Here is a 24,648-nt window from a genome sequence, read left to right as displayed (position 1 = left end):
CTGGTACTTTAACCGAAAACCAGCGTGCCGACAACCCGGGCGAGGGAAAAGACATGCTTGCGACAAATCACTGGCCCGGTGGCGGCGTGCCTTTTACAATGTTGTCAATCAGCGGCTTGAACATGCCCTCAGACCGTAACGCTCAGACGACCGTTCCTCCTGCCTCTGGAGCCACGCCGAGCGCCGGTGCGTGGCGCGTGGTAGTGCTGCTGGTGCCCGTGGCATTGTTGAATTACATGGACCGGCAGATGCTGGCGGCCATGAAGTTTTCGGTCATGGCCGACATTCCGGACATTCAACTGGAAGCCAACTGGGGCAAGATTCTGGCCTTGTTCAAATGGACTTATGCGCTGATGAGCCCGATTGGGGGCTACCTGGCCGACCGTTTCAGTCGGCGGCATGTCATTGTTTTTAGTCTGGCGGCGTGGTCGGCCATCACGTGGGCGACGGGCCAGGTGCAGACTTACGGTGAACTCATGGCTACGCGCGCCATCATGGGCATCAGCGAGGCGTTTTACATTCCGGCGGCTCTGGCATTGATTGCGGATTATCATGCGGGACCAACCCGCTCGCGGGCGGTGGGACTGCATCAATTGGGCATCTACCTGGGGGTTATCATCGGGGGATTCAGCGGTTATGCTGCGGATCATCCCTCACTGGGCTGGCGCTGGCTGTTTGATGTGTGTGGTGTCCTGGGCGTGGTTTATGCGGCGCCCTTGTTTTGGGCGTTGCGCAACGCCCCGCCTCGCGCGGATGTGGCCGCGGCCTCCGGCGCACCGCCTGGCCGGGCTTTGCGGGAGCTGTTCGGCAACCTCGGTTTCATCCTGCTCGTGCTTTACTTCACCCTGCCGGCCATGGCGGCATGGATTGTGCGCGATTGGATGCCGGCCGTGTTGAAGGCCGAGTTTGGGATTGGACAAGGCAAGGCGGGGGTGTCGGCAACTCTCTACTGGATGGTGGCCTGTATTTTTGGTGCGCTGGCCGGCGGCTGGCTGGCGGACCGATGGAGCCGGCGTGATGTCCGAGGGCGGATTTATACCAGCGCCATCGGCACAGTCTGCGTGGCTGTGGCGATGTTTGGTGTGGGATATTCGCCGCAAACGGGCAGGCTGTGGGTGGCGGTCAGTTTTCTGGTTTTATTTGGGTGGGGCTGGGGATTTTTTGACGCCAACAACATGCCCATTCTATGCCAGGTGACGCGCCCTCACTTGCGCGCCACCGGTTATGGGTTGATGAACATGGTCAGCATCAGTTGTGGTGGGCTGGCCGATTGGTTTTTTGGCATCCTGCGTGACCAGCGGGTGCCTTTGCTCGCCATTTTTGGGATTTTTTCGGTGGTGGCCTTGTTGTCCGTCAGCCTTGTGCTACTCATTCAGCCCCGGCAGCGGGATGACCCGCCCGCGATGACCGGCCCTTGAAAACAGTCATGACCATGAAACCACATCATCCCTTGCACGGCATTGTGGCCGCGCCACACACGCCATTTCTGCCTGACGGCACGCTGCATCTGGCCGCAGTCGAACGGCAGGCAGAGCACTTGTTGAGACAGGATGTGTGCCGGGTGTTCATTGGCGGCACCACGGGCGAATGGGCTTCGCTGACTATGCCTGAACGGCTGGCGTTGACCGAACGCTGGCTTTCGGTAACGCAGGGGATGGAAATGAAAGTTGTTGTGCACGTGGGAGCCAATGCTTTGGAGGATGCCCGCACGCTGGCGGCCAGCGCCCAACGTCACGGTGCTATTGCCATGGGCGCCCTGGCGCCCAGTTATTACAAGCCGGCCACGGTGGCGGATTTGGTGGATTGGTGTGCAGGGGTGGCTTCGGCGGCACCCGAGACGCCCTTCTATTACTACGACATCCCGGGCTTTACCGGGGTCCACCTATCCATGCCGGATTTTGTGGAGCAGGCAGCGGAGCGCATCCCCAATTTTGCCGGGTTAAAATACACGGGCAGCGATTTGATGGCTTATCAGCATTGCCTGCGCGCAGCAGGCGGAACCTTGGATGTGGCTTGGGGGCGGGATGAATGGCTGCTGGCGGCCCTGGCGCTGGGGGCCAGGGGAGCGGTGGGCAGCACTTATAATTTTGCCGCGCCTTTATACCACCGGCTTATGGGGGCATTTGCACGCGGGAATTGGGATGCCGCTCGCATGGAGCAATACCGCGCGGTGCAGCTCATTGAATTATTGGCCCGTTACGGGTTTTTACCGGCCAGCAAGGCGGTAATGGCCATGGTGGGAGTGGAGGTGGGACCGACGCGGCCGCCCTTGCGTTGGTTGAGCGAAACCGAGAGGCAATCACTGCACCGGGAGCTGGAGCGGCTGGGATTCTGGGAATGGTTGGGCAAAACGGCATAAGCCAAGCTCTCCGTGCAGTCACCTGGCCTGTATCAACTCAAGAGTGTTTCCTCAGAACTTGCCTGCCATTGCCCCCGCGCCGCTCATGGCATGGATTTTTACTTTTGAACCACGGCCAGCCAGTCTTCTGCGGGGTCGGCAGGGGGTGCGCCCAGGGAAACTTTGGCGCCAGCATTGACCGTCGTGAGGGAGCCGTTTTGTAAAGGTCCGCCCGCGCGCGGGTTAAACCACTGCACTTTGAAAACGCCGGCGGCGCCTGTCAGGTCCAATTCCACCGGCCCGCTCTGCATGCCATTGGGTAAATAGACCAGGTAGATTTCGCCGGTTTTGGCCAGGCAGTATTTGCTGTTGTCGTTTTTCAGATTGCCGATGAGCGCGTTGGCATTGCGCATTTCCCAGAAGGGAATCTTGTGGTCGGCAAAGAATTGCAGGGCCAATCGGCAGTAGTCCCAGGAGCGGTCGCGGCTCCGCCAATCCTCGCAGGCCAGGTCGTTTTGCGGCAATTTGTAGCCGAAGTAATACTCCACACCGGCGCCGCCCGCCATGAGGTTGCCCCAGAGGGTGAGCTTGCGGATGTCATGCAAATCATAAGTTCGGTTGCCCTGCTGGGCCTTGCCGTTGAAGCCGGCATAACCGGGATCCGGCGGCACGCCCAGGTCAGCCGGGCCTTGTTCGTCATTGGCCACCACCCACGGCTTGCCGGCCTTGGCCGATTCCTGAATCCATTTCAAGGTGCGTTGGTGTGTTTGGTCCCAGCCATTTTGCAGGGACGCTCCCGTCAGCACCGATTGGTCGCCCAGCAGGGGGGGGTACACGCGGTCCTGCCAGTGCGGATAAGTATGGACGACGATGGGGTGGTGGTACGGGTCGGTGTCCCGAATAAACCTGGCCATGGCGCGCTGTTCCTCGGGGGTCTGGGTGTTTTCCTCGCCCAGATTCCAGTTGAGCGCCAGGGCGTGGGCAAAGCGGGCAATCAGCTCGCGGCAATACAGTTTGCGCTCCGGCCCCAAGGCGCCACCGTCCAGCGCCGCCGGCACCGTGGCCGGGGTGTCGCGGTCGCCGAGGCGGTTGTCATCCATCTCTGTCTCCTGCAATTTGAAGTGCAAATACAATCCCAGGCGGGTGGCGTGCTCGAACACGATGCCCCATTGGTCGAGTTTGGAGCAGTCGTAGTGCATTTTTTCCGTGGGCTCGACAAAAGGCCAAACGTCATTTCCATCGCCCCCGACATTGTAGGGAAGGAAAGAGAAGGCGTTGCAGCCTTTGCCGGCGAGGTAATTGAGCGCCCCAATCAGGCCCTTGCCTTTGCCGTCCTTCCAGGTGGGATCGCCCGGCCGCCAGTCCGCCACGTGGGCCTGCCAGGTTTTAAGTCCCGCAGGCAAGGCCTCGCCGGGGCGCGCCTGGCGGTTGAGTTTGCGGGAATGCGTGCCGTCAAAGTCCGCATAAGCCAGGAGATTTTCTGGGGCGTCGGCGCCGGCTTTGAGGAAGTAGTCACTGGTGCCCGCAAATTGCAGGTGGTGTTTTCCCACGTATTGCAGCCGGCCCCTGGCGCGAAAATCCCGGCCCGTTTTGTCTGTGGGCGCGATGGTAAAACTGCCGGTGCGGCCGTGACCGATTACGGGTGCGCCGGTGGGTTTGTCTTGCAGGGCGGCTTGCGGGCCTCTAAGGAAGGAAATGGTATAAGTCCACCGGCCAGGTTTGTCCGGGGAAAGATGGGCGCGCCATCGCGTGCCTGCCTCGGCGGAGGAATGAGCCGCGTTGCCGTCGGCCGCAAAGTAACCGGGCACGCGATAGCGCGGCGCGCCGGACTCGTGCACAAATTCTACCGTGAGGCAATAATCCGTGAAGGGGTTGGGCTCCTTGTCCTGCTCGTGGGCGAAGGGGCCGTCCACCGTCAGCGTGACCTTGTGCCACTGTTTCAATTCGCCTGAAATGGTAATCTCGCCCCGGCCATCGGGCTGTCGGGGCTGGTGCAAGGGCAGGCCGGCAGGGTTGGCCGGCACAATGGCCGCTGCGAGGAGCAGGGCGGCCGTGGCAATGCAAGCGGGGGTGAGGTTGCGGCGCATGTTGCTGGAGTTGGAGTTGGTAGTTAAAGCGGTGATACTTTGCGTCAGCATGTCGGTACCGTCCACATTGCCATGAATAACGACGTAATCAAGGTTGGAGTCTGGTCTTTAGGGGAAAAAGCGCTGGATTTTACGCGGGGTTTTGTCCCTCAGCCCAAGACAAGAGGATAACGCCCTCATCGGACGATTCTGGCCGTCAGGTACTGGAAACACGATTCACCCAAGTCGCCTGCTGCAACGCCTCTGTTCGGCATCGTTTTAATGTCACGCCCTGTGAACTGTAATGCCGGTTGCGGCAGGAGGATGTAAGCTTGGCAAAAAGCCGCGCAGGCTGAATAATCGTTGGCCATGGAACCACAGCCACCGGTGTTTCCGGGATTTTTACGCGACCTCTCGCCGGAAGCCGTCAGCCGGCTGGGCGAGCAGGGGTTGCGCGAGCATTTGCTGGCGCAGGCGCGCGCTGCGCATGGCCGCCATGCGCCGCTGACCTTTGAGAAATTGCCGCAACTTTTGAGTGATCCGGATTGTGTGCGTCATCCGGTGCGGCTGGTGTTTGATTTGGGGCCGATGGCGCCGCATCAGTTTGCCGAGCCGGCACCAGACCCTCAGGAGCCAGCCGGCCCGATGCGGGTGCTGTATCTGCGCCCGGCCTTGCGCGACAAGCCAGACCTTGTGCCGCTGGCGGTGGCTTACCTGATTCCTGTCATCAATTACGGCGAATTGATTAAAGATGAACACGCCTTGCTTTACGGAGCCACGTTGCTCGGCTTGGGAGAGGAAGAATATTACCAACAGCTCTGCGCCATGGCGGATGCCTGCGGGGTGGCTTCAACGTTGACCTAAACGCCGCCGCTTTGGCGGCTGGCAGGCATGGCTTGCAATTGACGTATAACTTTCGCAAGTTGTATCCGCATGGTTGTGGTGAGGGAAACAGCAAAGCTCGCGCGCCTGATTCGCAGACCCGGGAGCTGGGTGGGACTGATGGTTCTGTTGCTGGTCGCCGTGGGCTGCCGCACGGCAGTACAAACGGTGAGAACTCAGCCGGCTCCGTCCCGGTCCAGTCTGGAGCAGGAGGGCGTGGTGCTGGCAGCAGTGACTGCTTTGGGGGGAGGGGAATATGTGGCCGCGGATGCCTTGGGAGAGGTGGTCCTCAAGCAATTTCGGGAGGCGCGGCCATGGCTCAAGCTCCTGCCTCTGGAGCAGGCGCGTCTGGCCATGACCCAGAGCCGGCACGAGGACCTTATGAAAAAAGTGGCCAAAACCGGCCGATGGACAGACGAACATTTCGCGTCGCTGGCAGCCCTCACCAACATCGCCCGTTATGCATTGGTAGTGGATGTGGCCCGTTCACAAGAGAGCCAGACGGTGTACCGGAATTATCAGGAAGAATACCTTTACCACGGGGCGGTGGCCACGCCCATGACTTACGAGGTGGTCAGCGGTGGCCGGCGAACCGTCACCCTGGTCTTTTACCTGCGGGATTTGCAAACAGGCAAAACGGTTTGGGTCACGTCGGGCACTGCCATGCGCCGTGCTTTTGTGCGGCAGAGCGGTTACGAACATTTATACCGGCCAGCGCCCCCTGCTGGTATTCCCTCGGTGGTGGAGGTCAGCGAAACCATCGCCCGCCAGGTGGCCCGGCGTCTGCCAAAATAACATGCGAACATAAGAACTTATGGAATCCAAGGTATCACTCCCTGACGCTCCGAGACATCCTCTGAACACGCTCTGGTGGAACCGGTGCCGTTACACCTTTTGGGCGCCCACGTATGACTCATTGGTCACGGTTTTCAATCGGGCGCGGCATCGGGCTTTTGAATTGCTGGCTCTCCAGCCAGGAGAGCGCCTGCTGATTGCCGGGGCGGGAACGGGCCTGGATTTGCCCTTCATTCCGGCGGGCGTGCGGGTCACGGCGGTGGATTTAACCCCTGCCATGCTCAAACGTCTGCAAGCCAGAGCCGAAAAGTTGGGTTTGCCCGTGGATGCGCGAGTCATGAATATCCAAGACTTGGAGTTTGCGGATGCCAGCTTCGATGCCGTGGTTTTGCATCTGGTCGTGGCAGTGGTGCCAGACCCGATTCGTTGTTTGCGCGAGGCGGAGCGCGTGCTTAAACCGGGCGGCCGCATTTCCCTCATGGACAAGTTTCTTCCACCCAAGGGTTGGGTGCGGCATTTTTTGCAACTGACCAATCCCATCCTGGGCTTGTTTTCCAGCGAGGCCAACCGCGAGCTGGCTCCGATTGTTGCCGCCACCCGACTGGTCAAGGTGCACGAAGAGCCGGCCGTGGGACGCGGCTGGTTTCGACTGGTGATGTTGCGCAAGCCTGAGCGCTAATTCGCCAGCCTGATTTCCTCCAATTCCACCCGCACGCCGGCCCGGTTGGCGGGGTCCAGCCGCAGGCGTGTGATGATGCCGCGCCAGCGGAGGTTTTCCGACACCCGCAACTCGTAGTCGTGCCATTGCCCGTCCACCTCCACGGGAAAGCGCAAACTGCTGGCTTCACTTTCTGCCCAGCGTTTGGTGCGCCAGAAAAGCTGGGCGTGGTCGCGAAAAGGAGGCCCTGCGGTGGGGGTCAACCGCAGGCGCAACGATACTTTGGTCCAGTGGGAAGCGGAGGCCTGCATCGGCGGACCAAAGAGCGCCGGGTCCTGGCCGGCGGTTAACGTGCGCAATACCCCGTCCTCCACCTTGACGGCGTCGCAGTTCATGGTGTTGTCCCACCCCTCCGCGTCTTGCGCAAAAGTCCACGCCGTGCGGCCTGGTGGTTCCGGCGGCACATCGTAGGGGCCAAGTCCCACGTCCACCGGGGCCAGGTCCTGGTGTGGGGCGGGCGCGGAGGTGAAGGCTTCACGAATGGCATCCAGGTAGGCAAACCCGTGCTCCTGATGCGGCTCGATATACGAGCCTTCGCCCCACTCATTCCAGGCTTCAATCAAAATAGCGGGCAACAGCCGCGGGCGTGCTTCTGGCCGTTCCAGCCAGGCTCGGGCCTGACGCAAATGTTGCTTGAAAAGCTCGGGGGTGCGTCCGAAGCGGACCATGGCGGTTTCCCCGTGCCACGGCCGGCTGTCCCAGCCTCCGCTCAAGGGCAGCATAAGCGGCAGGCGGCCCTGGGTAATGAGGGCTTCCCATTGCCGATGGTAGCCTTCAATCAAAGTGGAAAACGGCCCGCGTTTTTCCTCCCCCCGCAGACCCAGCGCTGCCCAGTTATAGCAGGTGACGGCGTCATACCCCTCTTCCGCCGCTTCTTGAGGGCCGCTGACACAGGCGACCAGAAACAACCCCGGCAGCCCGGCGCGCCGGCATTCCTCGCGCATGGCGGCAAAGGCGCGGCGGGTGCCTTCGACGCCCAGGTCACTGCGGAAATTATGCGGACTGAAGATGATGACCACCGGCTTGCCATCGAGGCGGTAATATTCTGGACGTTGAAAATAATGGCTAATCCAGTAACGAGTGACCTCAAGGGAATCTTCCAGCGAATGGGTTTGGGGCGGATTGTGATTGGCCCACAGCAGGCAGAACTTGAGCAGTTGCCGGTAGCGGGCCTTGAAATAGCCGTCATGCAGGGCGTGCTCGAGCTGGCGGCTGCCCTTCACCCAGTACCAGTCATACGCAAAAAAGGTAATGCCATGCTCCACCGCCCATTTGATGTGCCAATCGGCGATCTCCGGCAGGCCCTCCTGATACCATCCAAGCAAAGGCTGCCGTTCCGGGAAACGTTGCACGGGGTGCCACTGGCTGGCAGTGCGCCAGCCCGGAAAATAATAGACCCCTACATCCCAGGGGCCGCGCACAGGTTGAGGCGGAGGCACATACGCAGCCGGACGCCGAGGGGGAGGCGTGGAGGGCACAATAATTCTGGCGCTGGCGGTGCTTGGCTCCGCCTGAGGGGCGGTCACTTGGAGGGCGGCTTCGTAAAGTCCGGGGGCGTCCGCTTGAATTTGCCAGCTTGCCTGGGCCTCCTCATCCACGGCCAGGGTGGCGGGCAGGGGGACAAGTGGCCGCAGCAGACGCAGATTGCGCGGAAGGTTGAGGTGAGCTTGGAGGTTGCTGGCGATGGACCCGCCTTGGTTATGCACAATCGCTTTTAACGTCGCAGGTTTGCCGCTTCGCGGAGTGGCAGTGTCCAGCGCGAACAGGACTGTTTTGAGTTGTGGCGGGCCCAAGGGGGTGTCGCTGCCCGTGACGGCACGAATAAAGGCCGGACTTTGAATGGCATCCGTGGGGGCTACTCCTAGCGCGAGGATGCGTCCCTGCCACGCCGGAGCGGCCAGCATGTCCACGTTGTAATACCGCATCTGCCCATCGCTGATGATGGGAAAGGCGAGGGAATGCAGCCCGCTTTGGCGGTCCGTGGCAAAGTAAATGCGGCCTTCGCGGCCGGCGGCGGCCGCCATTTGCAGCACAACATAATTCATCTTGGAGGCGTCCCATGGCACAGGTGGCGCCCAAAGAAAATCGCCGTGGGTCGCGCTTTGCCAGGCGAGGGTTTGATTGGTGAGCCATAAACGGCCGAGGCCCCACGCCTGCCAGCCGGCCAAACCTTGGTCAAATTGGAAATGAGGCGTGTCCGCCACGGGGGGCATGTCCAATTCCACCACGCGCACGTGGTCCAAGGCAAACTCCATGCCGTCGGCCAGGTCCAAGCGCAGGCGGACGATTTTGCCCTCCCGGTGCCAGAAGGGTAGCAGGCGGTAGGTGCGCATGGCGCCATCGCCCACCACATAAAAATCCGTGGTTTTAGCGCCGGAAAATCCCCCATAACGCCCCTCACGAGTATTGCTCCAAAAAACCTGGCACATGCCATCTCGGTTGGCCGACAGGCGGATTTCAATCACCTGCCAGGGGGAGGCAACAAGGTTGAGGGAAGGCTGGTATTCGAGAATTGGGTCGTTACCCACGGCCCGCCCGGAGAGGACCCCCTGGGCCACTTGCGCGCCCTGGATGTGGCCATTGGCCTGCCAGCCTTGGAATTGGCCGGGCTGCGCGAAGGTCCATTCCACCATGACCTTTTCGGCGGCGCCTGCGCCCGCATGGAGCCACAAGGCCGCGGCGAAAAGCATGGCCGTCCTCGGCATCATGGCTTTTGCTGCAACGTCCCCACCAGGCCGCCATAGGGCAGCATCTTAACGACGGGCGTCTGGCCGCGTTGCCAGTTCAAGCGCTGCACGTTAAAGGTGCGCGCGTCGGCGCCGTCGCTCATGACCAGCAATTCGGCCTGCGCCAGATTCAGCCAGGAGCCGAATTCTAGACGCACTTCGCGAGGCTGGTTTTGTCCATTCACGCCCGCCAGGTGCCATACTGACCCTTTGCGCCGGGCCAGCACGATAAACTGGCCGGGATAACCCGCCACCAAACGTGTGTCATCCCACGCCACGGGGAGGTCTTTCAGCCATTGTTTGGGTTCGGCGGGCAGGGCGCGATAGGCCTCCGGTTTGTCGGCAAAGTGCACCCACGCCGATTCAAACAACGCGGCGAGTGCCAGCTCGTGGGCGTAAGTGGTCAAGTGTTTATGATTGTGCTCCGTGAGTGCCACCGGGGTATAGTCCATCGGTCCCACCACATTCCGCGTGAACGGAGTGATGGTGTTTTGCACGGGAGCGCGCTGCGGAAAATCGCCGGTGAAAATGTAGTTTTCCGCACCTCGCACCGCCTCCATGGAGAGCAGGTGGGGATAGGTGCGTGACCACCCGCGGGGCAGGGTGCAGCCGTGGAAGTTGACCAGGATTTGATAATCGGCGGCGTCCTGCAAAATCTGGTGATAGAGTTGAATGACGTTTTGTTTGTCACTTTGGAAGAAGTCCACCTTGATGCCCTTGACCCCCGATTTCTTAAGCCACTCCAGCTCGAAGCGGCGGACTTCGCGATAGGTGAAGCCATCACGCGGTTTCTCGGTGACGATGTTGTGCGGTCCCCCCGAGTTGTACCAGAGCAGGATGCCCACCTCTTTGCTTTTGGCGTGGCGCAGGACGTCGCCCAAACTGCCATTGTCCATGAGCGTCCAGTTGGCGTCCACCAGCACGTATTCCCAACCCATTTCTGCGGCGAAGTCCACAAACTGTTTCTGTTTGGCGGCATCTTGTGGACTGGGCGGGTCCGACCACCAGCTCCAGGCCACCCGGCCCGGCTTGACCCAATCCGTGTTTTTAAGCGCGCTTGGCGGGCAAAGGTCCTCCACCAGGGTGGACTCCACGATGTTGGCCAGCGAGTCTCCCAAAATAATAACGCGCCACGGCATTTCCCAGGGAAGCGTCGAAACCGGGAATGGGCTGCCCGTATTATGGCCTTCATCGGGGGCTGGCCAGCGCAGCCGATAAACGCCTTGGGGCGCCTGGCTTTGCAGGCGTGTGCCGCAGTAATTGGTGCCCAGGGCAGCCTCGGTGATTAATCCCCAGGCGCGCGCATTGGCGGTGCGAAAGAGCACGGGGTAGGACCAGCCGTTGGTGATGGGTGATGGCGTGCCAATGGGGATTTCATTCTCGTAGTAAGTTTCGTAGGCGGGCGCATAGACGGTGACGTGATCGGCGGGGTGCGCCCACATCCGGCCATCCAAGGGCAGGGCAAACCCGGTGGCTTCAGCGGCTACCATCGCGGTGGCCAGGGGCATGCGCTCGGGCAGCCGATAGCGAAAGGCCACCCCGTCATTGCTTGCCCGAAAATCCACCTCCAAGGCACGTCCTTTTTCTCCGCGCAAAACCAGCGTTAATTGCCGGGCCTGATGCAGACGCTCACGGCGTTTGCCGTGCAAGGCAGCGTAGCGCTCCTCAATGGACTTGGGCGGCAGGGCCGTGACCACGGCCAGGTTGCGGCTTAAATCCACATCGGTGAGGGTCAGGCCAAGTGGGGAATCATCCACCACAGTTTGCCCGTTCAATTCCACGCGGTAATAGAGACGGCGGCCGGAGGGATAATCCCGTTGTTTGCCCAAATCGGCCAGGCGGATGACTACCTTGATTTTTTCGTTGGGGGAGGAAACCGTCCAGTTTGCCGGAGCGGCCGCCGCCGCTTCCAGCACTCCGAACCATGCCAAACCCAACCCGATGACCACTTGCCAACGCGATGCCATGCCCAAAAGTCTGGCCTGCCGGTACTTGCGGGAAAAGCTTTTTGTTTGCGGGAAAATTCAAAACACTTGCTCAGATGATTCGCCGCTCATCACGGTGGGTTAACCCTGATGTTGAGGCGGGCTCCATTCCTGCCGCAAGGAACATGACCAGGAGCCAACCCCCTTGTCGGGGCGTCCTGGTGGTGTTGCCGCCCCGCCAGCGTGTCACTTCACCACTTCGTCTTCCCGCACCAGCCGCACGCTGCCGTCGGCAAAGCCCGCATGCGACCGCCCATGCGTGTGCCGTGCCGTCAGGCGGTCACTGGGATGCCCCGGCAGGCAGGCGCCGTCATTGGGATGCTCTTCCTCAAACACCACCACCGTGGCGGCGGGTTGCCTTCCGGCCACGGCGGCCAGGTGCAGGTGCATATTCATCGTGTAGCTGAATTGAAACTGGCGATGCCGCGTGTCCAAATCACGCGGGCAGGCCATCGTGCGCGAGGAAATCTCCCCCAGCCACGGCGCCAGGGCGCTCTGCTCAATGCGGCGGCCCGGCTGCCAGTGCAGCCAGTCTTGCGGCAGTTCCTCCCCCAGCCTGCCACAGGCAGGATAAGCCGCCTGCTGGGCGGTGTAATTCTGAAACGCCAGCGTCAGCCGCTTCACATTCATGGAGCAGGCCGCCTCCTTGGGGCGCTCGCGATTCAGTGAAACGAAGGCCAGTATCACCATCCCCAAAATGCCCAATACCAGCAACACCAGCGCCACCTCGGCGCGGCTGGCGCCCACCACCCAACGCTTTACGGTGTGGTCGTGGTGGGGTCGCATCTTTCCCTAAGGCCGCGCCGGCACACTGGTATGTTCCACCAGCCAGCGCATGTCCCGGTCTGTTGGTGGCGTGTAAAACGGCACCCCGCTCAAGTGCATCCCCGGTCGCAACGGGGGCTGTGTCGTCGGCTCCCGCCATTTCTTTGTATCCACATGCCCATCGGCAAAGGACAGTACCGCCGCGCCGTCGTGGTAATTGGCCGGCGTGTCAATGATTGCGTACCGCGCCGCCATGGCCACGGCGAAATAACCGTCATTGATCGAGTCCTCCCGCTCTTCAATGAACACCCACATGCCGGCGGGATGGGGGATTTGCGCTGACCTTCGGAATGTCACGTAGTTGGTGTCCTGCCATACACCCGTGCCGTTCATGTAGGCGTTCATGGCCACGGTGCGCGTGCGCGGCAAATCCACCCCGTCAATTCGCACCGTGCTGCGGTCGTGCGCGCATTTGTAGAGCTGCGGATTCCGCGTGTACGGCCCCAGCGACCCAAAAGCGCGGTACTTTGCGCCCACAAGCAGCTCCGTATCCACCGATTCCCTTTTGTCTCCCCGCTCGCTGTCCAGCCGCAGCCACCCCGCCACCCAACTGGGCTGCTCCGCGCTTTGCCCCGCGCCTGGCTGATCATTATTCGGCGGCAGCTCGTGGTGGTCGACCTCATACATTTGCCAGGCCGCCTGCAACTGGCGGAGGTTGTTCAAACATCGCACCGTCACCGCCCGCCGCTTGGCGGCGCCCAGGGCCGGCATGAGCAACGCCGCCAGCACCGCAATGATGCCCACCACCACCAGCAGTTCCACCAGCGTGAAGCCCTGCCGCAGCGCCATGGGATGTCTCAGTTTCATGGCGTGGAACGCATTTGCCGGAAAAGTTTCACTGCGGCGAGTACCAGCAGTCCGTTGCGTATCACCAGCACCAACGCCTCCACCAGCGACTCGCCCGTGCTGTAATGGTAACCCGGAAAAATGATGGGCGTGATGAACGCCGCCACCGTAATCCACAACAGCGGCCGCGTCCACTGCCCCAGAGCCGCCACCGCCACCACCACCGACAGCCAAATCATGTACTGCGGGCTTAGGATGATGTTGAAGGCCACAAATGCCAGCAGGGGCAGTAGCAGCACTCGCGCCAGCTCCGGCAGGCTCAATCCTTCTTTGGCCCGATACAGACGCCAGCAGGCTGCCGCCACTCCCGCCACCGTCGCCAGCACAAACACCGCCCATGCCAGCGGGAACAACCGCTCGGCCATCGGCCCCTTCACCTCCAACCATGACTTGATCCATTTATATTCCGCAGCCCATAATCCCAGATGCTTCCCCAGCCAAATAACCGACGCAAACAAACTCTCCACTTGCAGGCCGCGTTCGGCATGAAAATCCAAAAACCGCCACCACGGCGCCACCAGCCCCATGAGCACCAGCGGTGCCGCGCCGGCCGCCAGGCCAAGGACAAACGGCCTGAGCCGCCCGGTCCGCCACGCCAATACCAGCAACGGCGGCACCCACACCACCGGATACAGCTTTGCGCCGATAGCCACCATCAACAACACGCCCGCCAGCCCATGCCGCTGCCGCCACCACGCCAGCAACACCCCCAAACATAACGCCGCCGGGATCAGGTCATACCGTTGCAAATAAAAATAGTGATTCGGCGCCGTGCACAGGCAAAAGACCACCAGCGGCAGAAACATCCGCGCCGGCGGCGCATACACGGCCGCCGCTGGCCCTTCGTCCGGCGGCGCGGCGGCCCCCTGCTCCCGCCACCAGCGGAACACCATCCATAGCAGCAGCCCCTTCACCAGCCAGTCCACCAACAGCATTTGCGCTGAGAACGCGGCCAAATGACCGCGCTCGCTGGACCGCAACGCCGTCACCAGAAAAAACGGCACGGCATAAGGCGGGTACTCCAGCACATAATCGCGGTAAGGCAATCGCCCGTCCAAGGTATTCAGTGCCACCTTTTGGTATAATTGAACGTCCGCATGCGGATTATGCCGTAATCCGCGAAACAACTCCGCCACCACCACCAAGCTCAAAAAGCCCACCAAAAAAAATATCCAAAAACGCCGCGGGTCCGACATCACCTCCACCACCACTCGCCCCGCCGCCCAACGCGACAACAATGCTTGCGGAGATTCATCCACTGCCACTTTGTCTGGTGATCCTTGCTCGTTCATGTCCAATTAACCCGGTTTCAAGTAGCACTTGCGCTCCGCATTCTCCCTTTGGCGTCTTGCCGAATGGCATTCCCCCTCAACTCGCCCAGCGATTATGCACGTACAACGCCGTGAAATACAACTGCAACGTCCCCATCAGCGCCACCAAATACCACAAAACCCACCGCGCCAGTCCCTCCCGCAAATACACCGCCAGCGCGATGAACATCGGAAAGGCCATCATCATCAGCCGCGGATACGACCAGTAGATGTGTGTCAGCCCAGGCACGCCACCCACCAGCAGCGCATACGCAAAATACCGTTCGTCCATCCGCCACACCAGCACCAGCGCCTGCGCAAACAGCACGTAATGCAACCGGTCCACGGCCGAGTTCAGGCCCCCGTGAAACTCGCCGATGTTCAGCAGCCCCCGAATCGCCTGCCCCACGTTCAGCAGGTTGTCAATGCTCGGCTGGTTGGGATAGTGCTTTTGGGCCGCAAATCCCTCCAGCGCGTTCCCCGTAAAATACCACATCACCCCAAAGTAACTCAGGTACCCCCCCAGCGGCAGCAGCAGATAGGCATACTCCCGCCAGCCCCGCCGGCTCCGCCACAGTTGCAGGAAAAATACCAGCAACACAAACACCCCCACCGCCCGCGTCAGCGGCATGAAATAGGCATACAGTCCTGCCGGCAGGTATTGCTGCCGGAGCAAGTGCCGCAGGCAACTGACCGACAACCATAAAAACAGCGGCTCGGTGTAGATGAGATGAAGGAAAATGGCGCCGGGGAAGACGAGGAGAAGCGCCAGGGCCCAGCGGGCGGCAGACGTTCCGTGTTGTTCCCCGACCAACCGGTAAAACTGCACCAGCCCCAAAAGGGAAAACAGGTTGGCCAAGATGAGGCCTGACCAAAACAGGTCACCGCCTGTGAATAGAGAACCCAGTCGTATAAGCCCCGGCCAGAGGGGATAGAAGGCGCAAATTCCTGTGCCGGCAAGATAGCCGCCATGCGCAATCTTCAGATATAGCGCCGCATCCCACGTGGAAAAATGGCTGGCCAACGTCGGCCCCCCCTCCAACGGCCAGCTTGTCACACGCCCCCAACTGCCCTGCTCCCACCATGGCAAAACGGTAATGCAAATAAAGGCCGCCGCAAACCAGCCAGCCTTAGCAGCGATAAGCACGCCAATAATCTTCCTCATGAACTACCGTCTATCTTTTGCTTGGCTGCCACCCACGTCCGGGCAAACAAACCGCATATCAGGATGAATGAAACCAGGGACGTTGCCAATCCCAACCGCTCCTGCGTCGTGCGTTCCAGTTGCAATTCAACCCGATGTTGCCCCTGAGGCAAGGCCACCTCTACCAACCCATCCGGCACCGAGGGGTAAACCAAGAGATGTTTGCCATCGGATCGCGCCGTCCATCCAACAAAATAGTACTGCCGAATTCTTATTATGCTTGGCTCATAGGCTTCGATGAGCACCGCCAACCGGCGCGGCTCCCACCGCATCAACGTATGCTCTTCCGCTTCCGTTTTCAATAAAATAAACCAAATGCCCATCGGTCTAAAACAACCAACTATTTTTAAACCCATGAAAAGGTGGTTATCGCTCCTGTTGACCATACAGGAGGAGGTCGAACATAAACTCTAAATATTTTACTAATAAGTCAATTGTGTTGACAGAGTTTGTTCCATATTACCAACACCAACACCCTACAGTAGTAGTACCATTATATGTATATGATGAACTATAAGGGCAACGGCATTCCCATGTTACATTCCCCGAATCTTCCAGCACTTGAAATGGGCCAATGCAATTGCCAACATAGGTATTGACTGTAACCATTGTGTTGGTCGGAGCATTATTACAGTAACCCGTCCACGCAGGAGCGCAGAACCCACAGCGGGCCGTGCCTTGGGGAAATCGGACATATGAACAAGTACCACTACATACCAGCCCATTTGTCGAGGTACCGATGCTGCAAAAGTCTACTATTGTCTCGTCGTAATATGAACACCTATCAAGCCATCCCGCTTGCAGCAGACAATAGCCAGCTAGCAGTGATGTTAATGCCGCTATCGAGGTGCGTACGGTTTTTCTGATGATTTTCATAGTTTTATTTTTTGTTTTTTGGGGTTCCAGTCGCCTTCCACGAAAGCCATAGCACCAGCACGGGCAAACATACAAAGCCAGCACAAAAGGCCGCTTTCAAAGGCGAAAAATCGAACTTCCGGCTCTCCTTGTACTTTGCTTCGGCAAGCGATGTCAGTCGAGAGTCCATCGTATCAATTATCCATTGATTGGTTATGGAATATTGTATGCCATGAACATTCAGTTTTTCGCTTCGAAAACGGCCATCACTCACATCAATGCGTTTGTTAGATGGAAGTGCGGGGAGAACATGAACCTCACTTAGGGAAGATATTTTATTGGCAATGCCAATGAATTCCACGGAGAAGTTGGTGCAATAGCCTTGAGGAGCCGCTGCTGCCTTGTTCGCGTTGGTTGCTGAACCCGTTCTTTTTTCGATGTTATAGATGCTCAACTTGTATCTTGCGGGAAGGCTCATACCGCCGTAGTTGGTGATGCTTTCAACTGCATAACACCATACAGGGCCTTGCTCTTTCAGTTGCCTAATTGTACGTCTCAAATTTGACAGACCCAGTCTCACCGTGGGTGGCATGCGTTCAAAATATATACCTTCCATGATCTCTTTGGCATGGCTAACTCGGTTTTCAGATATTTTCCATCTCGCACTTTCCGGAAAAAACGGTGGCCGGTTGAAGAACTTAATATCCGCCTCAAACATATGCTCCAGCGGATCCGGAACAGCCCAAAGTGCAGGAATATATTTATTCGTGCTCGCATAAGCCCCTGATAAATAGGCAAACCAAGGCACTCTCACTGGATAGGGTTCAAGGGGGTAACAATCCGTATAAATGTGCGCCGCCATGGCAGGTTTTTCATCTCCTGGATCATAAAATAAGGAGTAAGTGTTGGTCCCATCACAGCCTAATTCGTAATATTGCTCGCTCGTTATATAGCTTCTCATTTTCCATGTGTTCGGCTTGATGTGCCATACGGTATAATTATACACTTGATTCGTGTTGACGCTTTTGTCAGCATTAAAAAAAACGCATTGTAAAGTACCCTCAACTTCATACGGTAAAAAGGTGTTACTCGCAATTTGGGCTTGACCGATATTTACAGTGCAAAAGCATACAATACCCAGTATGGCACAGGTACGGCTACTTCTTACACATTTATTGTTTTGCCCACCCAAACCATGCATCCACAATCCCACAATACTTCCTATGCCCATATACGATAAAATACCATAAAGGACATACCGCACCGGAGTTTCTGCTGCAAACGCCGCTGCCATTGAGCCAATGCAACGACAATTGGTCGAGTACCCAAATAAGTATAGACCGAGGCGATACCAAACAAAAGCCATGGTCAAGGCCAGCACCGCCGCCAGTTTCAAGCGTCGATCGCGCCCAAATAGAATATAAAAGCCAATAACATACTCGAGCAGCATCGCAAAGGCCACCACATCGCGATTCTTCATAAAGCTGACCACCGGGTCGGGGAGCAATCGGTCTCGCCAATCGGGCGATGTTCCAAATAGCTTTAGCGATGCTGTAAGTAAAAGAACCACAGCAACGCTCAAAAGGTACCCGTTTATCAACCAAAAATGAAGCCGGCTTTGTTTCCCTTCAGTCATAGCGCTACGGTCCCTGTATTTTCCAGTTTATGCGGCTGTTGAGCACGTAGTTCCATAAGCTCACGATGACGATGGTCAAGAAATTAGCCATATATAGGTTCATTCCCAGCAGGGAATGAAACAAGTTCAACAGCAGCACGGCCAGTCCGATGCCGGCGCCGCAAATCAGGTTGAAGAGCAGGAAGCGCCGGGGCCAGCCTTGGTGGCTTGGAGCGCCCCTCTCAGGCGGACGGAAGGTCCACAGCTCGTTCCACAGAAAATTGTTGGCAAGGGCGGTCTCGGCGGCGAGAATTTTGCTCAAGCTGAGGTTCAGCCCAAGGCATCGCGGGTCGGCCAGGAGAAACAGCATCCCCATGTCCACCACCACACCGCTCCCTCCCACCACGCAAAACTTGGCAAAACGGCAAACCTCAAGCTTCGTCCCCGTACGAAACCACTGGATAACGCCCTCCTCCCGGCCTATCTTTGCCGCGCTCATCTTTGCCGCGCTCATCTTTGCCGCGCTCATCTTTGCCGCGCTCATCTTTGCCGCGCTCATCTTTGCCGCGCTCATCTTTGCCGCGCTCATCTTTGCCGCGCTCATCTTTGCCGCGCTCGCTGGCTGCCTCGCTTAGACGCCCCAATCGCCACTCCGAGGTGGTTTGCAGGCTGTCAAGCGCACCTTTTTCGAAAATCCACCCGTTGTCAAGCATCTTTGCGCTTTTTCTTTGCGTTTTCAGTTATACTAAATATATTATGTCACACATTTAGTTATGCTTATATCTAAATCTCCCTCCCTTCTGCCATGGCCTGCCGTCGTTCCTCTTCGTTCGGCTGCCATAACCCCTCAACTTGCCCAGCGATTGTGGACGTAGAGGGCGGTGAAGTACAGTTGCAATGTGCCCATCAATGCCACCAAGTACCACAGTACCCAGCGACCACGCCCCTCCCGCAAATACACCGCCAGCGCGATAAACATCGGAAACGCCATCATCATCAGCCGCGGATACGACCAGTAGATGTGTGTCAGCCCAGGCACGCCACCCACCAGCAGCGCATACGCAAAATACCGTTCGTCCAGCCGCCACACCAGCACCAGCGCCTGCGCAAACAGCATATAATGCAACCGGTCCACGGCCGAGTTCAGGCCCCCGTGAAACTCGCCGATGTTCAGCAGCCCCCGGATCGCCTGCCCCAAGTTCAGCAGGTTGTCTATGCTCGGCTGGTTGGGATAGTGCTTTTGGGCCGTAAATCCTTCAAAGGCGTTCCCCGTAAAATACCACATCACCCCAAAGTAACTCAGGTACCCCCCCAGCGGCAGCAGCAGACAGGCATACTCCCGCCAGGCCCGCCGTGACCGCCACAGTTGCAGGAAGAATACCAGCAGCACAAACACCCCCACCGCCCGCGTCAGCGGCATGAAATAGGCATACAGTCCTGCCGGCAGGTATTGCTGCCGGAGCAAGTGCCGCAGGCAACTGACCGACAGCCAGAGAAACAACGGCTCGGTGTAGATGAGATGAAGGAAAATGGCCCCGGGGAAGACGAGGAGAAGCGCCAGCGCCCACCGGGCGGCGGACGTTCCGTGCTGTTCCTCCACCAACCGGTAAAACTGTACCAGCCCCAAAAGGGAAAACACGTTGGCCAGGATGAGGCCTGACCAAAACAGGTCACCGCCTGTGAATAGAGAACCCAGTCGGATAAGCCCCGGCCAGAGGGGATAAAAGGCACCGTCTCCTGATCCAGCCACGTATCCATTCATTGCGATATGCAGATATATAGCCGCATCCCATGTTGAAAAAAAGCTGACGATCACCGGCCCTCCTTGTGGTGGCCACCCTCTAACCTTGCCCCATGATCCACTCTCCCACCACCACCAAGGCAGGTACGCTATGCTATATATAGCTATGGAGTACATTATTATCTTGAATATAATAATAAGCACGCGTGCCGATGTTTCATTATATTTTTGTATTATCACAGACAGCCGATTATTTTTATGCATCGCTCGTGAAACGCAGCGCTTATACACGTCTATTTATCTCATGCTTAATCTGTGATGCTGGCTTACTGCTTTATCTACAGTTGTATTTTCGAACACCATTCATGTTTTTACCATAATATTCCCTGCTAAATTGTTTATACTCATCCAATGCCAGTTATGATGCACCTTATAGGTGCATAATACTCATTTGTTGCTTCACGTTTTATGACGATACCTGACGACTTGCCGTTCAATCCAGCAAGGCTATAGACCTTTGTGCTGTAGTGCTTGAAAATGCCTTCATGCATATTAATGCCAACACGACTATTTCGCATGGCAATCATTTTACTCAGCCCACCACAGACACAAAGGTCTCCGAGAGGCGACGTTTAGCCGCTAAGTTGTCCGCTTTCCACATCGCACCATATTACCAGACTGTGTTTAGTCAGCCTGCTTTTATGAGCGCTATATCGGATTATTGCCATGAGAACAAGGCGTAGAGTCTGGATGCATGTTCCAGCAAGGATGTATTCCAGGTCTAGGGGGGTCCTCGAATGGAAGGCACGCTCCTGTATAAGGATCACAATTACTATCAATCATGTCAACTTCAAGAACAACATGCGGCGTATGTTGCACAACTGAACATCTTTGAGTTTCGAGCGGAGCGTCTATGCAAATAAAGCATGTCGAAGTATCATGATCCGTCGTGTACTGTCTGCATTTTCCATGGTAATATACTTCATTGTACGATTTACCACAATTTTTAATCACCATATTACCATCATTTAGCCACTCCAATCTAGCACACCTAAAGGCAATGGCTGCTGAGTACGCATTTGCCATCACCATCATCATGCATATCGTCCATACCACCACACCAGTTTTGACTGGACTACCTTGAGTTTTCATCGCCGACTCTCCTGTTGTTGGTTTTTTTTTGTTTTGCAGCAGTCACCCACCCATATGCAACCATTGGCACAAGAGCGAGAACTGCAAATAGCACCATATACTTATGCTGCTGCTTCTTCTTGAATGCAGCTATGCTTTCAAGATTTCGTGTTCGCCAAGCATCAGCCCTCTCGGATCTGCGCAAAGCTTCCAATACTAAAGGGTGATTGGTATCGGGGATAATTCCATTGGTAATATGATATCCTACCCTAATGTCCTTCGAACCTTTACTCTTCAAGCGGTAGTCCGTAACGAAAACGGTTCCATCCATATTGGGCACCCAAGCACTGTAGTTTGATTTATAAGCATTTGTGATGTTCGCAATATAAAGACTTCGCATGTAGCTCCGGCTCAAGCTGCTATTAGGATCATTTCTCCTGGTCACCGCATATGTTCGCAGTCCAAATCTTTTTGGGTGAATGTATTTCCCATCTTCCTGATAATATTCAAAAACACGATATTCCGCGTATTTGTATTTGTCCTGAAATACTTTTTCATTTGGCATTAATGCTTGCCCGCCACCGATGTGTTGCTCATGATCTTTTCTTTCCTTCTCTTTAATTATATAAACATCTGCTTCGTCCGGAAGGCGTGAGTCGGGAGCATATTTTTTTATTAATGTATAAAACGCGGCTTCGTTTGTTGAAGTGACCGGCACCCAGAACGGTGGTATGTTTAGAACATTAGTGTTTTGCTGATGCAAGTAATGGGTCGAGGCGAGCGCAAACCAAAGAAGGTAGACACGCGTGTAGTTATATGGTACTTCCCAAGGTTTAATAAGAATATTCGTATATCTTTGCCTTGATATGAGGTTGGTGGATGACGCATGCACTACCATGGTTATCTTTTTATATAAGTATTGGCCGTCCCATGATACCTCCTCCTGATCGATATCTTTAGTTGCCTCGGAATAGTCCACGGCAATCTTCCACTCTGGACTTCCAACAATTACCTTATATTTATAAACGTCATTCCACATCTTAAGTCTGTTCTCAATATCATATGAAATGATATTAAGAGTCCCCTCATACACAATACACTCGCTCCATATTTTTCCGTCTTTTTTATTTGTTTGCGCGCCTTGTGCGGCGCCGTAACCACCGCTTACAAGCAGCAATAACAACAGGAGAACGCCATGTTTATCAACCACCTTTTCGATGGAATTAATCATAAATATCAATTCCATAACAAGCTGCCATTAGATTAACTGTTTGTAGCAAAGCATCTTTTCTTCCGTAGGCATTTAAGTCCGTGTGCTGCCAGCACCAAAAAGCACCCGCTCGCCATATAAATAAGCATTGCCAAGCCGATGGCGTCAAATAATGTCGCGGTCTGTTTCGTCATGTTGGGAATTCCGCCCAAACACAGACAACGATCTGATATTTCCAAGGATGCAAATCCAGCACGGTACGTAATAAATATTGCACAGAGCCATAAAAGCAACATAATCGAAGTAATGTATGTGCGGTATTTATATATAGTAATCGCAACCAACACTTCAAGGAATGCTGCCGATGCTAGTGTAGTATATCTGCTGGTTATATATATTAGTGGGTCAGGAGTATTTAAATAAGCCGGCGCTTGAACTAGTGCTATTATTTTCAAGGATGCTGTTAACAGCAATAATATGCTGGCTGACATCAAAAACAAGCGAGCTATTAATGGTAGTGAATCATAACTAAACGCATGACTGTTATTGTTTTCAAAGCCATTTGACTTATTTAACATTTGCAGCAGCCCTGTCATATGATGTTTAATTTATTTTGAATCGCCAGTTTAAGCGCACATTCATTGCGTAATTCCACGCGGTGACCAGAATAATCGTCAACAAGTTGGCCAGATACAGGTTCCAGCCAAGCCATGAATGAAAGGCGTGCAGGAGCAGCACGGCCAGTCCGATGCCGGCGCCGCAGATCAGGTTGAATAACAAAAAACGACGGGGCCAGCCACGATGGCCTGGCGGGCTGCCCTCAGCCGGTCGGAAGGTCCACAATTCGTTCCAGAGAAAATTGTTGGCCAGCGCAGTCTCGGCGGCGATGATTTTGCTGATCGTCACCCCCATGCCAAGGCACCTAGGATCAGCCAGCAAAAACAACATCCCCATGTCCACCAACACCCCGCTCCCTCCCACCACACAGAACTTGGCAAACCGGCAAACCTCAGGCCTCGCCCCTGTCCGGAACCATTGGCTAAGGCCCTCCCACCGGCCTATCTTTGCCGCGCTCATCTTCGCCGCGCTTACTGGCAACCTCTTGAAAAACCCACCAACCACTCCTGCACGGTTGTTGGGCTGTTGCGCGTAATTTCCAAAAGGCGTCTGGCAATGTCAAGCATCTTTTTGTTGGGTGTGTAAGATTTAAGTGTAACTAATAAATAGTCCTTCATCGCATTAGATATATACATATCTGCTTGCACCCTCCCTTTGACCATTGCCGTTTGGCTATCATCCGTCCTCCGGCAGCCTAAGCGTCCCGCGTTCGCCCATCGGCGTCCGCCCCTGGGGCATTCCCCCTCAACTCGCCCAGCGATTGTGCACATACAACGCCGTGAAATACAATTGCAACGCCCCCATCAACCCCACCAAATACCATAGCACCCACCGCCCACGCCCCTCCCGCAAATACACCGCCAGCGCGATAAACATCGGAAACGCCATCATCATCAGCCGCGGATACGACCAGTAGATATGCGTCAGCCCAGGCACGCCACCCACCAGCAGCGCATACGCAAAATACCGTTCGTCCAGCCGCCACACCAGCACCAGCGCCTGCGCAAACAGCACGTAATGCAACCGGTCCACCGCCGAGTTCAGGTCCCCGTGAAACTCGCCAATGTTCACCAAACCCCGTATCGCCTGCCCCACGTTCAGCAGGTTGTCTATGCTCGGCTGGTTGGGATAGAGCTTTTGGGCCGCAAATCCTTCCCACGCATTGCCCGTTAGGTACCACATCACCCCAAAGTAGCTCAGGTACCCCCCCAGCGGCAGCAGCAGATACCCATACTCCCGCCAGCCCCGCCGGCTCCGCCACAGTTGCAGAAAAAACACCAGCAACACAAATACCCCCACCGCCCGCGTCAGCGGCATGAAATAGGCATACAGTCCTGCCGGCAGGTATTGCTGCCGGAGCAAGTGCCGCAGGCAACTGACCGACAACCATAAAAACAGCGGCTCGGTGTAGATGAGATGAAGGAAAATGGCGCCGGGGAAGACGAGGAGAAGCGCCAGGGCCCAGCGGGCGGCAGACGTTCCGTGTTGTTCCCCGACCAACCGGTAAAACTGCACCAGCCCCAAAAGGGAAAACAGGTTGGCCAAGATGAGGCCTGACCAAAACAGGTCACCGCCTGTGAATAGAGAACCCAGTCGTATAAGCCCCGGCCAGAGGGGATAGAAGGCGCAAATTCCTGTGCCGGCAAGATAGCCGCCATGCGCAATCTTCAGATATAGCGCCGCATCCCACGTGGAAAAATGGCTGGCCAACGTCGGCCCCCCCTCCAACGGCCAGCTTGTCACACGCCCCCAACTGCCCTGCTCCCACCAGTTTAGATTGTAT

General features: G+C 56.7%; 20 protein-coding genes. 5 read left to right on the top strand and 15 right to left on the bottom strand.

Annotation, left to right across the window (positions count from 1 at the left end; genetic code table 11):
• Positions 1 to 122 precede the first annotated feature (122 nt).
• Together NXS98_RS08480 and NXS98_RS08475 are read left to right on the top strand one after the other, a co-directional pair.
• Positions 123 to 1,418 carry an MFS transporter gene (locus tag NXS98_RS08480; RefSeq protein ID WP_283848060.1) on the top strand — a complete coding sequence of 432 codons (1,296 nt, stop codon included), beginning with the start codon at positions 123 to 125 and terminating at the stop codon, positions 1,416 to 1,418.
• 14 nt (positions 1,419 to 1,432) lie between these two features.
• The gene (locus NXS98_RS08475; RefSeq protein ID WP_283848059.1) at positions 1,433 to 2,359 is read left to right on the top strand and encodes a dihydrodipicolinate synthase family protein; all 927 of its coding nucleotides are present in this window, start codon (positions 1,433 to 1,435) and stop codon (positions 2,357 to 2,359) included.
• A 98-nt stretch (positions 2,360 to 2,457) separates the two neighbouring features.
• On the opposite strand, the gene NXS98_RS08470 is transcribed toward NXS98_RS08475, so the two are convergent.
• Positions 2,458 to 4,491, bottom strand: coding sequence for a glycoside hydrolase family 140 protein (locus NXS98_RS08470; protein WP_283848058.1), 2,034 nt, complete (start codon positions 4,489 to 4,491; stop codon positions 2,458 to 2,460).
• Positions 4,492 to 4,773: 282 nt separating this feature from the next.
• On the opposite strand from NXS98_RS08470, the gene NXS98_RS08465 reads away from it, so the two are divergent.
• The 3 genes from NXS98_RS08465 to NXS98_RS08455 all read left to right on the top strand — a co-directional run bounded on the left by NXS98_RS08465 (position 4,774) and on the right by NXS98_RS08455 (position 6,760).
• Positions 4,774 to 5,268 carry a hypothetical protein gene (locus tag NXS98_RS08465; protein WP_283848057.1) on the top strand — a complete coding sequence of 165 codons (495 nt, stop codon included), beginning with the start codon at positions 4,774 to 4,776 and terminating at the stop codon, positions 5,266 to 5,268.
• A gap of 69 nt (positions 5,269 to 5,337) precedes the next feature.
• Complete coding sequence (locus NXS98_RS08460) at positions 5,338 to 6,081, top strand: DUF4136 domain-containing protein (RefSeq protein ID WP_283848056.1); 744 nt, start codon at positions 5,338 to 5,340, stop codon at positions 6,079 to 6,081.
• Between the two features lie 19 nt (positions 6,082 to 6,100).
• A complete protein-coding gene (locus NXS98_RS08455) occupies positions 6,101 to 6,760 on the top strand; it encodes a class I SAM-dependent methyltransferase (protein WP_283848055.1) in 660 nt (219 codons plus the stop codon).
• Here the strand turns inward: NXS98_RS08455 and NXS98_RS08450 are convergent.
• The 14 genes from NXS98_RS08450 to NXS98_RS08385 all read right to left on the bottom strand — a co-directional run bounded on the left by NXS98_RS08450 (position 6,757) and on the right by NXS98_RS08385 (position 24,608).
• The gene (locus NXS98_RS08450) at positions 6,757 to 9,507 is read right to left on the bottom strand and encodes a glycoside hydrolase family 99-like domain-containing protein (protein ID WP_283848054.1); all 2,751 of its coding nucleotides are present in this window, start codon (positions 9,505 to 9,507) and stop codon (positions 6,757 to 6,759) included. The genes NXS98_RS08455 and NXS98_RS08450 overlap by 4 nt on opposite strands.
• On the bottom strand, positions 9,504 to 11,492 hold the full coding sequence (locus NXS98_RS08445; RefSeq protein ID WP_283848053.1) for a glycoside hydrolase family 97 protein: 1,989 nt from the start codon (positions 11,490 to 11,492) through the stop codon (positions 9,504 to 9,506). The genes NXS98_RS08450 and NXS98_RS08445 overlap by 4 nt, the downstream gene beginning before the upstream one ends.
• 204 nt (positions 11,493 to 11,696) lie before the next feature.
• Positions 11,697 to 12,296 carry a hypothetical protein gene (locus tag NXS98_RS08440; protein WP_283848052.1) on the bottom strand — a complete coding sequence of 200 codons (600 nt, stop codon included), beginning with the start codon at positions 12,294 to 12,296 and terminating at the stop codon, positions 11,697 to 11,699.
• Between the two features lie 6 nt (positions 12,297 to 12,302).
• Positions 12,303 to 13,142, bottom strand: coding sequence for a type II secretion system protein (locus NXS98_RS08435; protein WP_283848051.1), 840 nt, complete (start codon positions 13,140 to 13,142; stop codon positions 12,303 to 12,305).
• A complete protein-coding gene (locus tag NXS98_RS08430) occupies positions 13,139 to 14,473 on the bottom strand; it encodes a glycosyltransferase 87 family protein (RefSeq protein ID WP_283848050.1) in 1,335 nt (444 codons plus the stop codon). Before NXS98_RS08430 ends, NXS98_RS08435 begins: the two co-directional genes overlap by 4 nt.
• A gap of 76 nt (positions 14,474 to 14,549) precedes the next feature.
• Complete coding sequence (locus NXS98_RS08425; protein ID WP_283848049.1) at positions 14,550 to 15,638, bottom strand: mannosyltransferase family protein; 1,089 nt, start codon at positions 15,636 to 15,638, stop codon at positions 14,550 to 14,552.
• Positions 15,639 to 15,652: 14 nt separating this feature from the next.
• The gene (locus NXS98_RS08420) at positions 15,653 to 16,051 is read right to left on the bottom strand and encodes a hypothetical protein (RefSeq protein WP_283848048.1); all 399 of its coding nucleotides are present in this window, start codon (positions 16,049 to 16,051) and stop codon (positions 15,653 to 15,655) included.
• 524 nt (positions 16,052 to 16,575) lie between these two features.
• Positions 16,576 to 18,186, bottom strand: a complete 1,611-nt coding sequence (locus NXS98_RS08415; RefSeq protein ID WP_343214145.1) for a MauE/DoxX family redox-associated membrane protein — start codon at positions 18,184 to 18,186, stop codon at positions 16,576 to 16,578.
• A 4-nt stretch (positions 18,187 to 18,190) separates the two neighbouring features.
• Positions 18,191 to 18,754, bottom strand: coding sequence for a GtrA family protein (locus NXS98_RS08410; RefSeq protein ID WP_283848046.1), 564 nt, complete (start codon positions 18,752 to 18,754; stop codon positions 18,191 to 18,193).
• Between the two features lie 258 nt (positions 18,755 to 19,012).
• Positions 19,013 to 20,083: a mannosyltransferase family protein gene (locus tag NXS98_RS08405; protein ID WP_283848045.1), complete on the bottom strand. Its 1,071-nt coding sequence runs from the start codon at positions 20,081 to 20,083 to the stop codon at positions 19,013 to 19,015.
• Between the two features lie 958 nt (positions 20,084 to 21,041).
• Complete coding sequence (locus NXS98_RS08400) at positions 21,042 to 22,268, bottom strand: hypothetical protein (RefSeq protein ID WP_283848044.1); 1,227 nt, start codon at positions 22,266 to 22,268, stop codon at positions 21,042 to 21,044.
• Between the two features lie 32 nt (positions 22,269 to 22,300).
• Entirely contained in the window at positions 22,301 to 22,843 is a 543-nt protein-coding gene (locus tag NXS98_RS08395; RefSeq protein ID WP_283848043.1) for a hypothetical protein, read from the bottom strand.
• 7 nt (positions 22,844 to 22,850) lie between these two features.
• On the bottom strand, positions 22,851 to 23,324 hold the full coding sequence (locus NXS98_RS08390; RefSeq protein ID WP_283848042.1) for a GtrA family protein: 474 nt from the start codon (positions 23,322 to 23,324) through the stop codon (positions 22,851 to 22,853).
• Between the two features lie 285 nt (positions 23,325 to 23,609).
• Positions 23,610 to 24,608, bottom strand: coding sequence for a mannosyltransferase family protein (locus NXS98_RS08385; protein ID WP_283848041.1), 999 nt, complete (start codon positions 24,606 to 24,608; stop codon positions 23,610 to 23,612).
• Positions 24,609 to 24,648 lie beyond the last annotated feature (40 nt).

Origin of the sequence: Fontisphaera persica (assembly GCF_024832785.1) — a bacterium.
In the GTDB taxonomy this organism is placed as follows: Bacteria; Verrucomicrobiota; Verrucomicrobiia; order Limisphaerales; family Fontisphaeraceae; genus Fontisphaera; species Fontisphaera persica.
This window is presented reverse-complemented; position numbering and strand designations above follow the sequence as displayed.

Bases quoted from the DNA above. Each gene is read 5' to 3' on its own strand.
- NXS98_RS08480 (WP_283848060.1), top strand. From the start codon at position 123: ATGCCCTCAGACCGTAACGCTCAGACGACCGTTCCTCCTGCCTCTGGA.
- NXS98_RS08475 (WP_283848059.1), top strand. From the start codon at position 1,433: ATGAAACCACATCATCCCTTGCACGGCATTGTGGCCGCGCCACACACG.
- NXS98_RS08465 (WP_283848057.1), top strand. From the start codon at position 4,774: ATGGAACCACAGCCACCGGTGTTTCCGGGATTTTTACGCGACCTCTCG.
- NXS98_RS08460 (WP_283848056.1), top strand. From the start codon at position 5,338: ATGGTTGTGGTGAGGGAAACAGCAAAGCTCGCGCGCCTGATTCGCAGA.
- NXS98_RS08455 (WP_283848055.1), top strand. From the start codon at position 6,101: ATGGAATCCAAGGTATCACTCCCTGACGCTCCGAGACATCCTCTGAAC.
- NXS98_RS08450 (WP_283848054.1), bottom strand. From the start codon at position 9,507: ATGATGCCGAGGACGGCCATGCTTTTCGCCGCGGCCTTGTGGCTCCAT.
- NXS98_RS08445 (WP_283848053.1), bottom strand. From the start codon at position 11,492: ATGGCATCGCGTTGGCAAGTGGTCATCGGGTTGGGTTTGGCATGGTTC.
- NXS98_RS08440 (WP_283848052.1), bottom strand. From the start codon at position 12,296: ATGCGACCCCACCACGACCACACCGTAAAGCGTTGGGTGGTGGGCGCC.
- NXS98_RS08435 (WP_283848051.1), bottom strand. From the start codon at position 13,142: ATGAAACTGAGACATCCCATGGCGCTGCGGCAGGGCTTCACGCTGGTG.
- NXS98_RS08430 (WP_283848050.1), bottom strand. From the start codon at position 14,473: ATGAACGAGCAAGGATCACCAGACAAAGTGGCAGTGGATGAATCTCCG.
- NXS98_RS08420 (WP_283848048.1), bottom strand. From the start codon at position 16,051: ATGGGTTTAAAAATAGTTGGTTGTTTTAGACCGATGGGCATTTGGTTT.
- NXS98_RS08415 (WP_343214145.1), bottom strand. From the start codon at position 18,186: ATGACTGAAGGGAAACAAAGCCGGCTTCATTTTTGGTTGATAAACGGG.
- NXS98_RS08410 (WP_283848046.1), bottom strand. From the start codon at position 18,754: ATGAGCGCGGCAAAGATGAGCGCGGCAAAGATGAGCGCGGCAAAGATG.
- NXS98_RS08405 (WP_283848045.1), bottom strand. From the start codon at position 20,083: ATGTACTCCATAGCTATATATAGCATAGCGTACCTGCCTTGGTGGTGG.
- NXS98_RS08400 (WP_283848044.1), bottom strand. From the start codon at position 22,268: ATGATTAATTCCATCGAAAAGGTGGTTGATAAACATGGCGTTCTCCTG.
- NXS98_RS08395 (WP_283848043.1), bottom strand. From the start codon at position 22,843: ATGACAGGGCTGCTGCAAATGTTAAATAAGTCAAATGGCTTTGAAAAC.
- NXS98_RS08390 (WP_283848042.1), bottom strand. From the start codon at position 23,324: ATGAGCGCGGCAAAGATAGGCCGGTGGGAGGGCCTTAGCCAATGGTTC.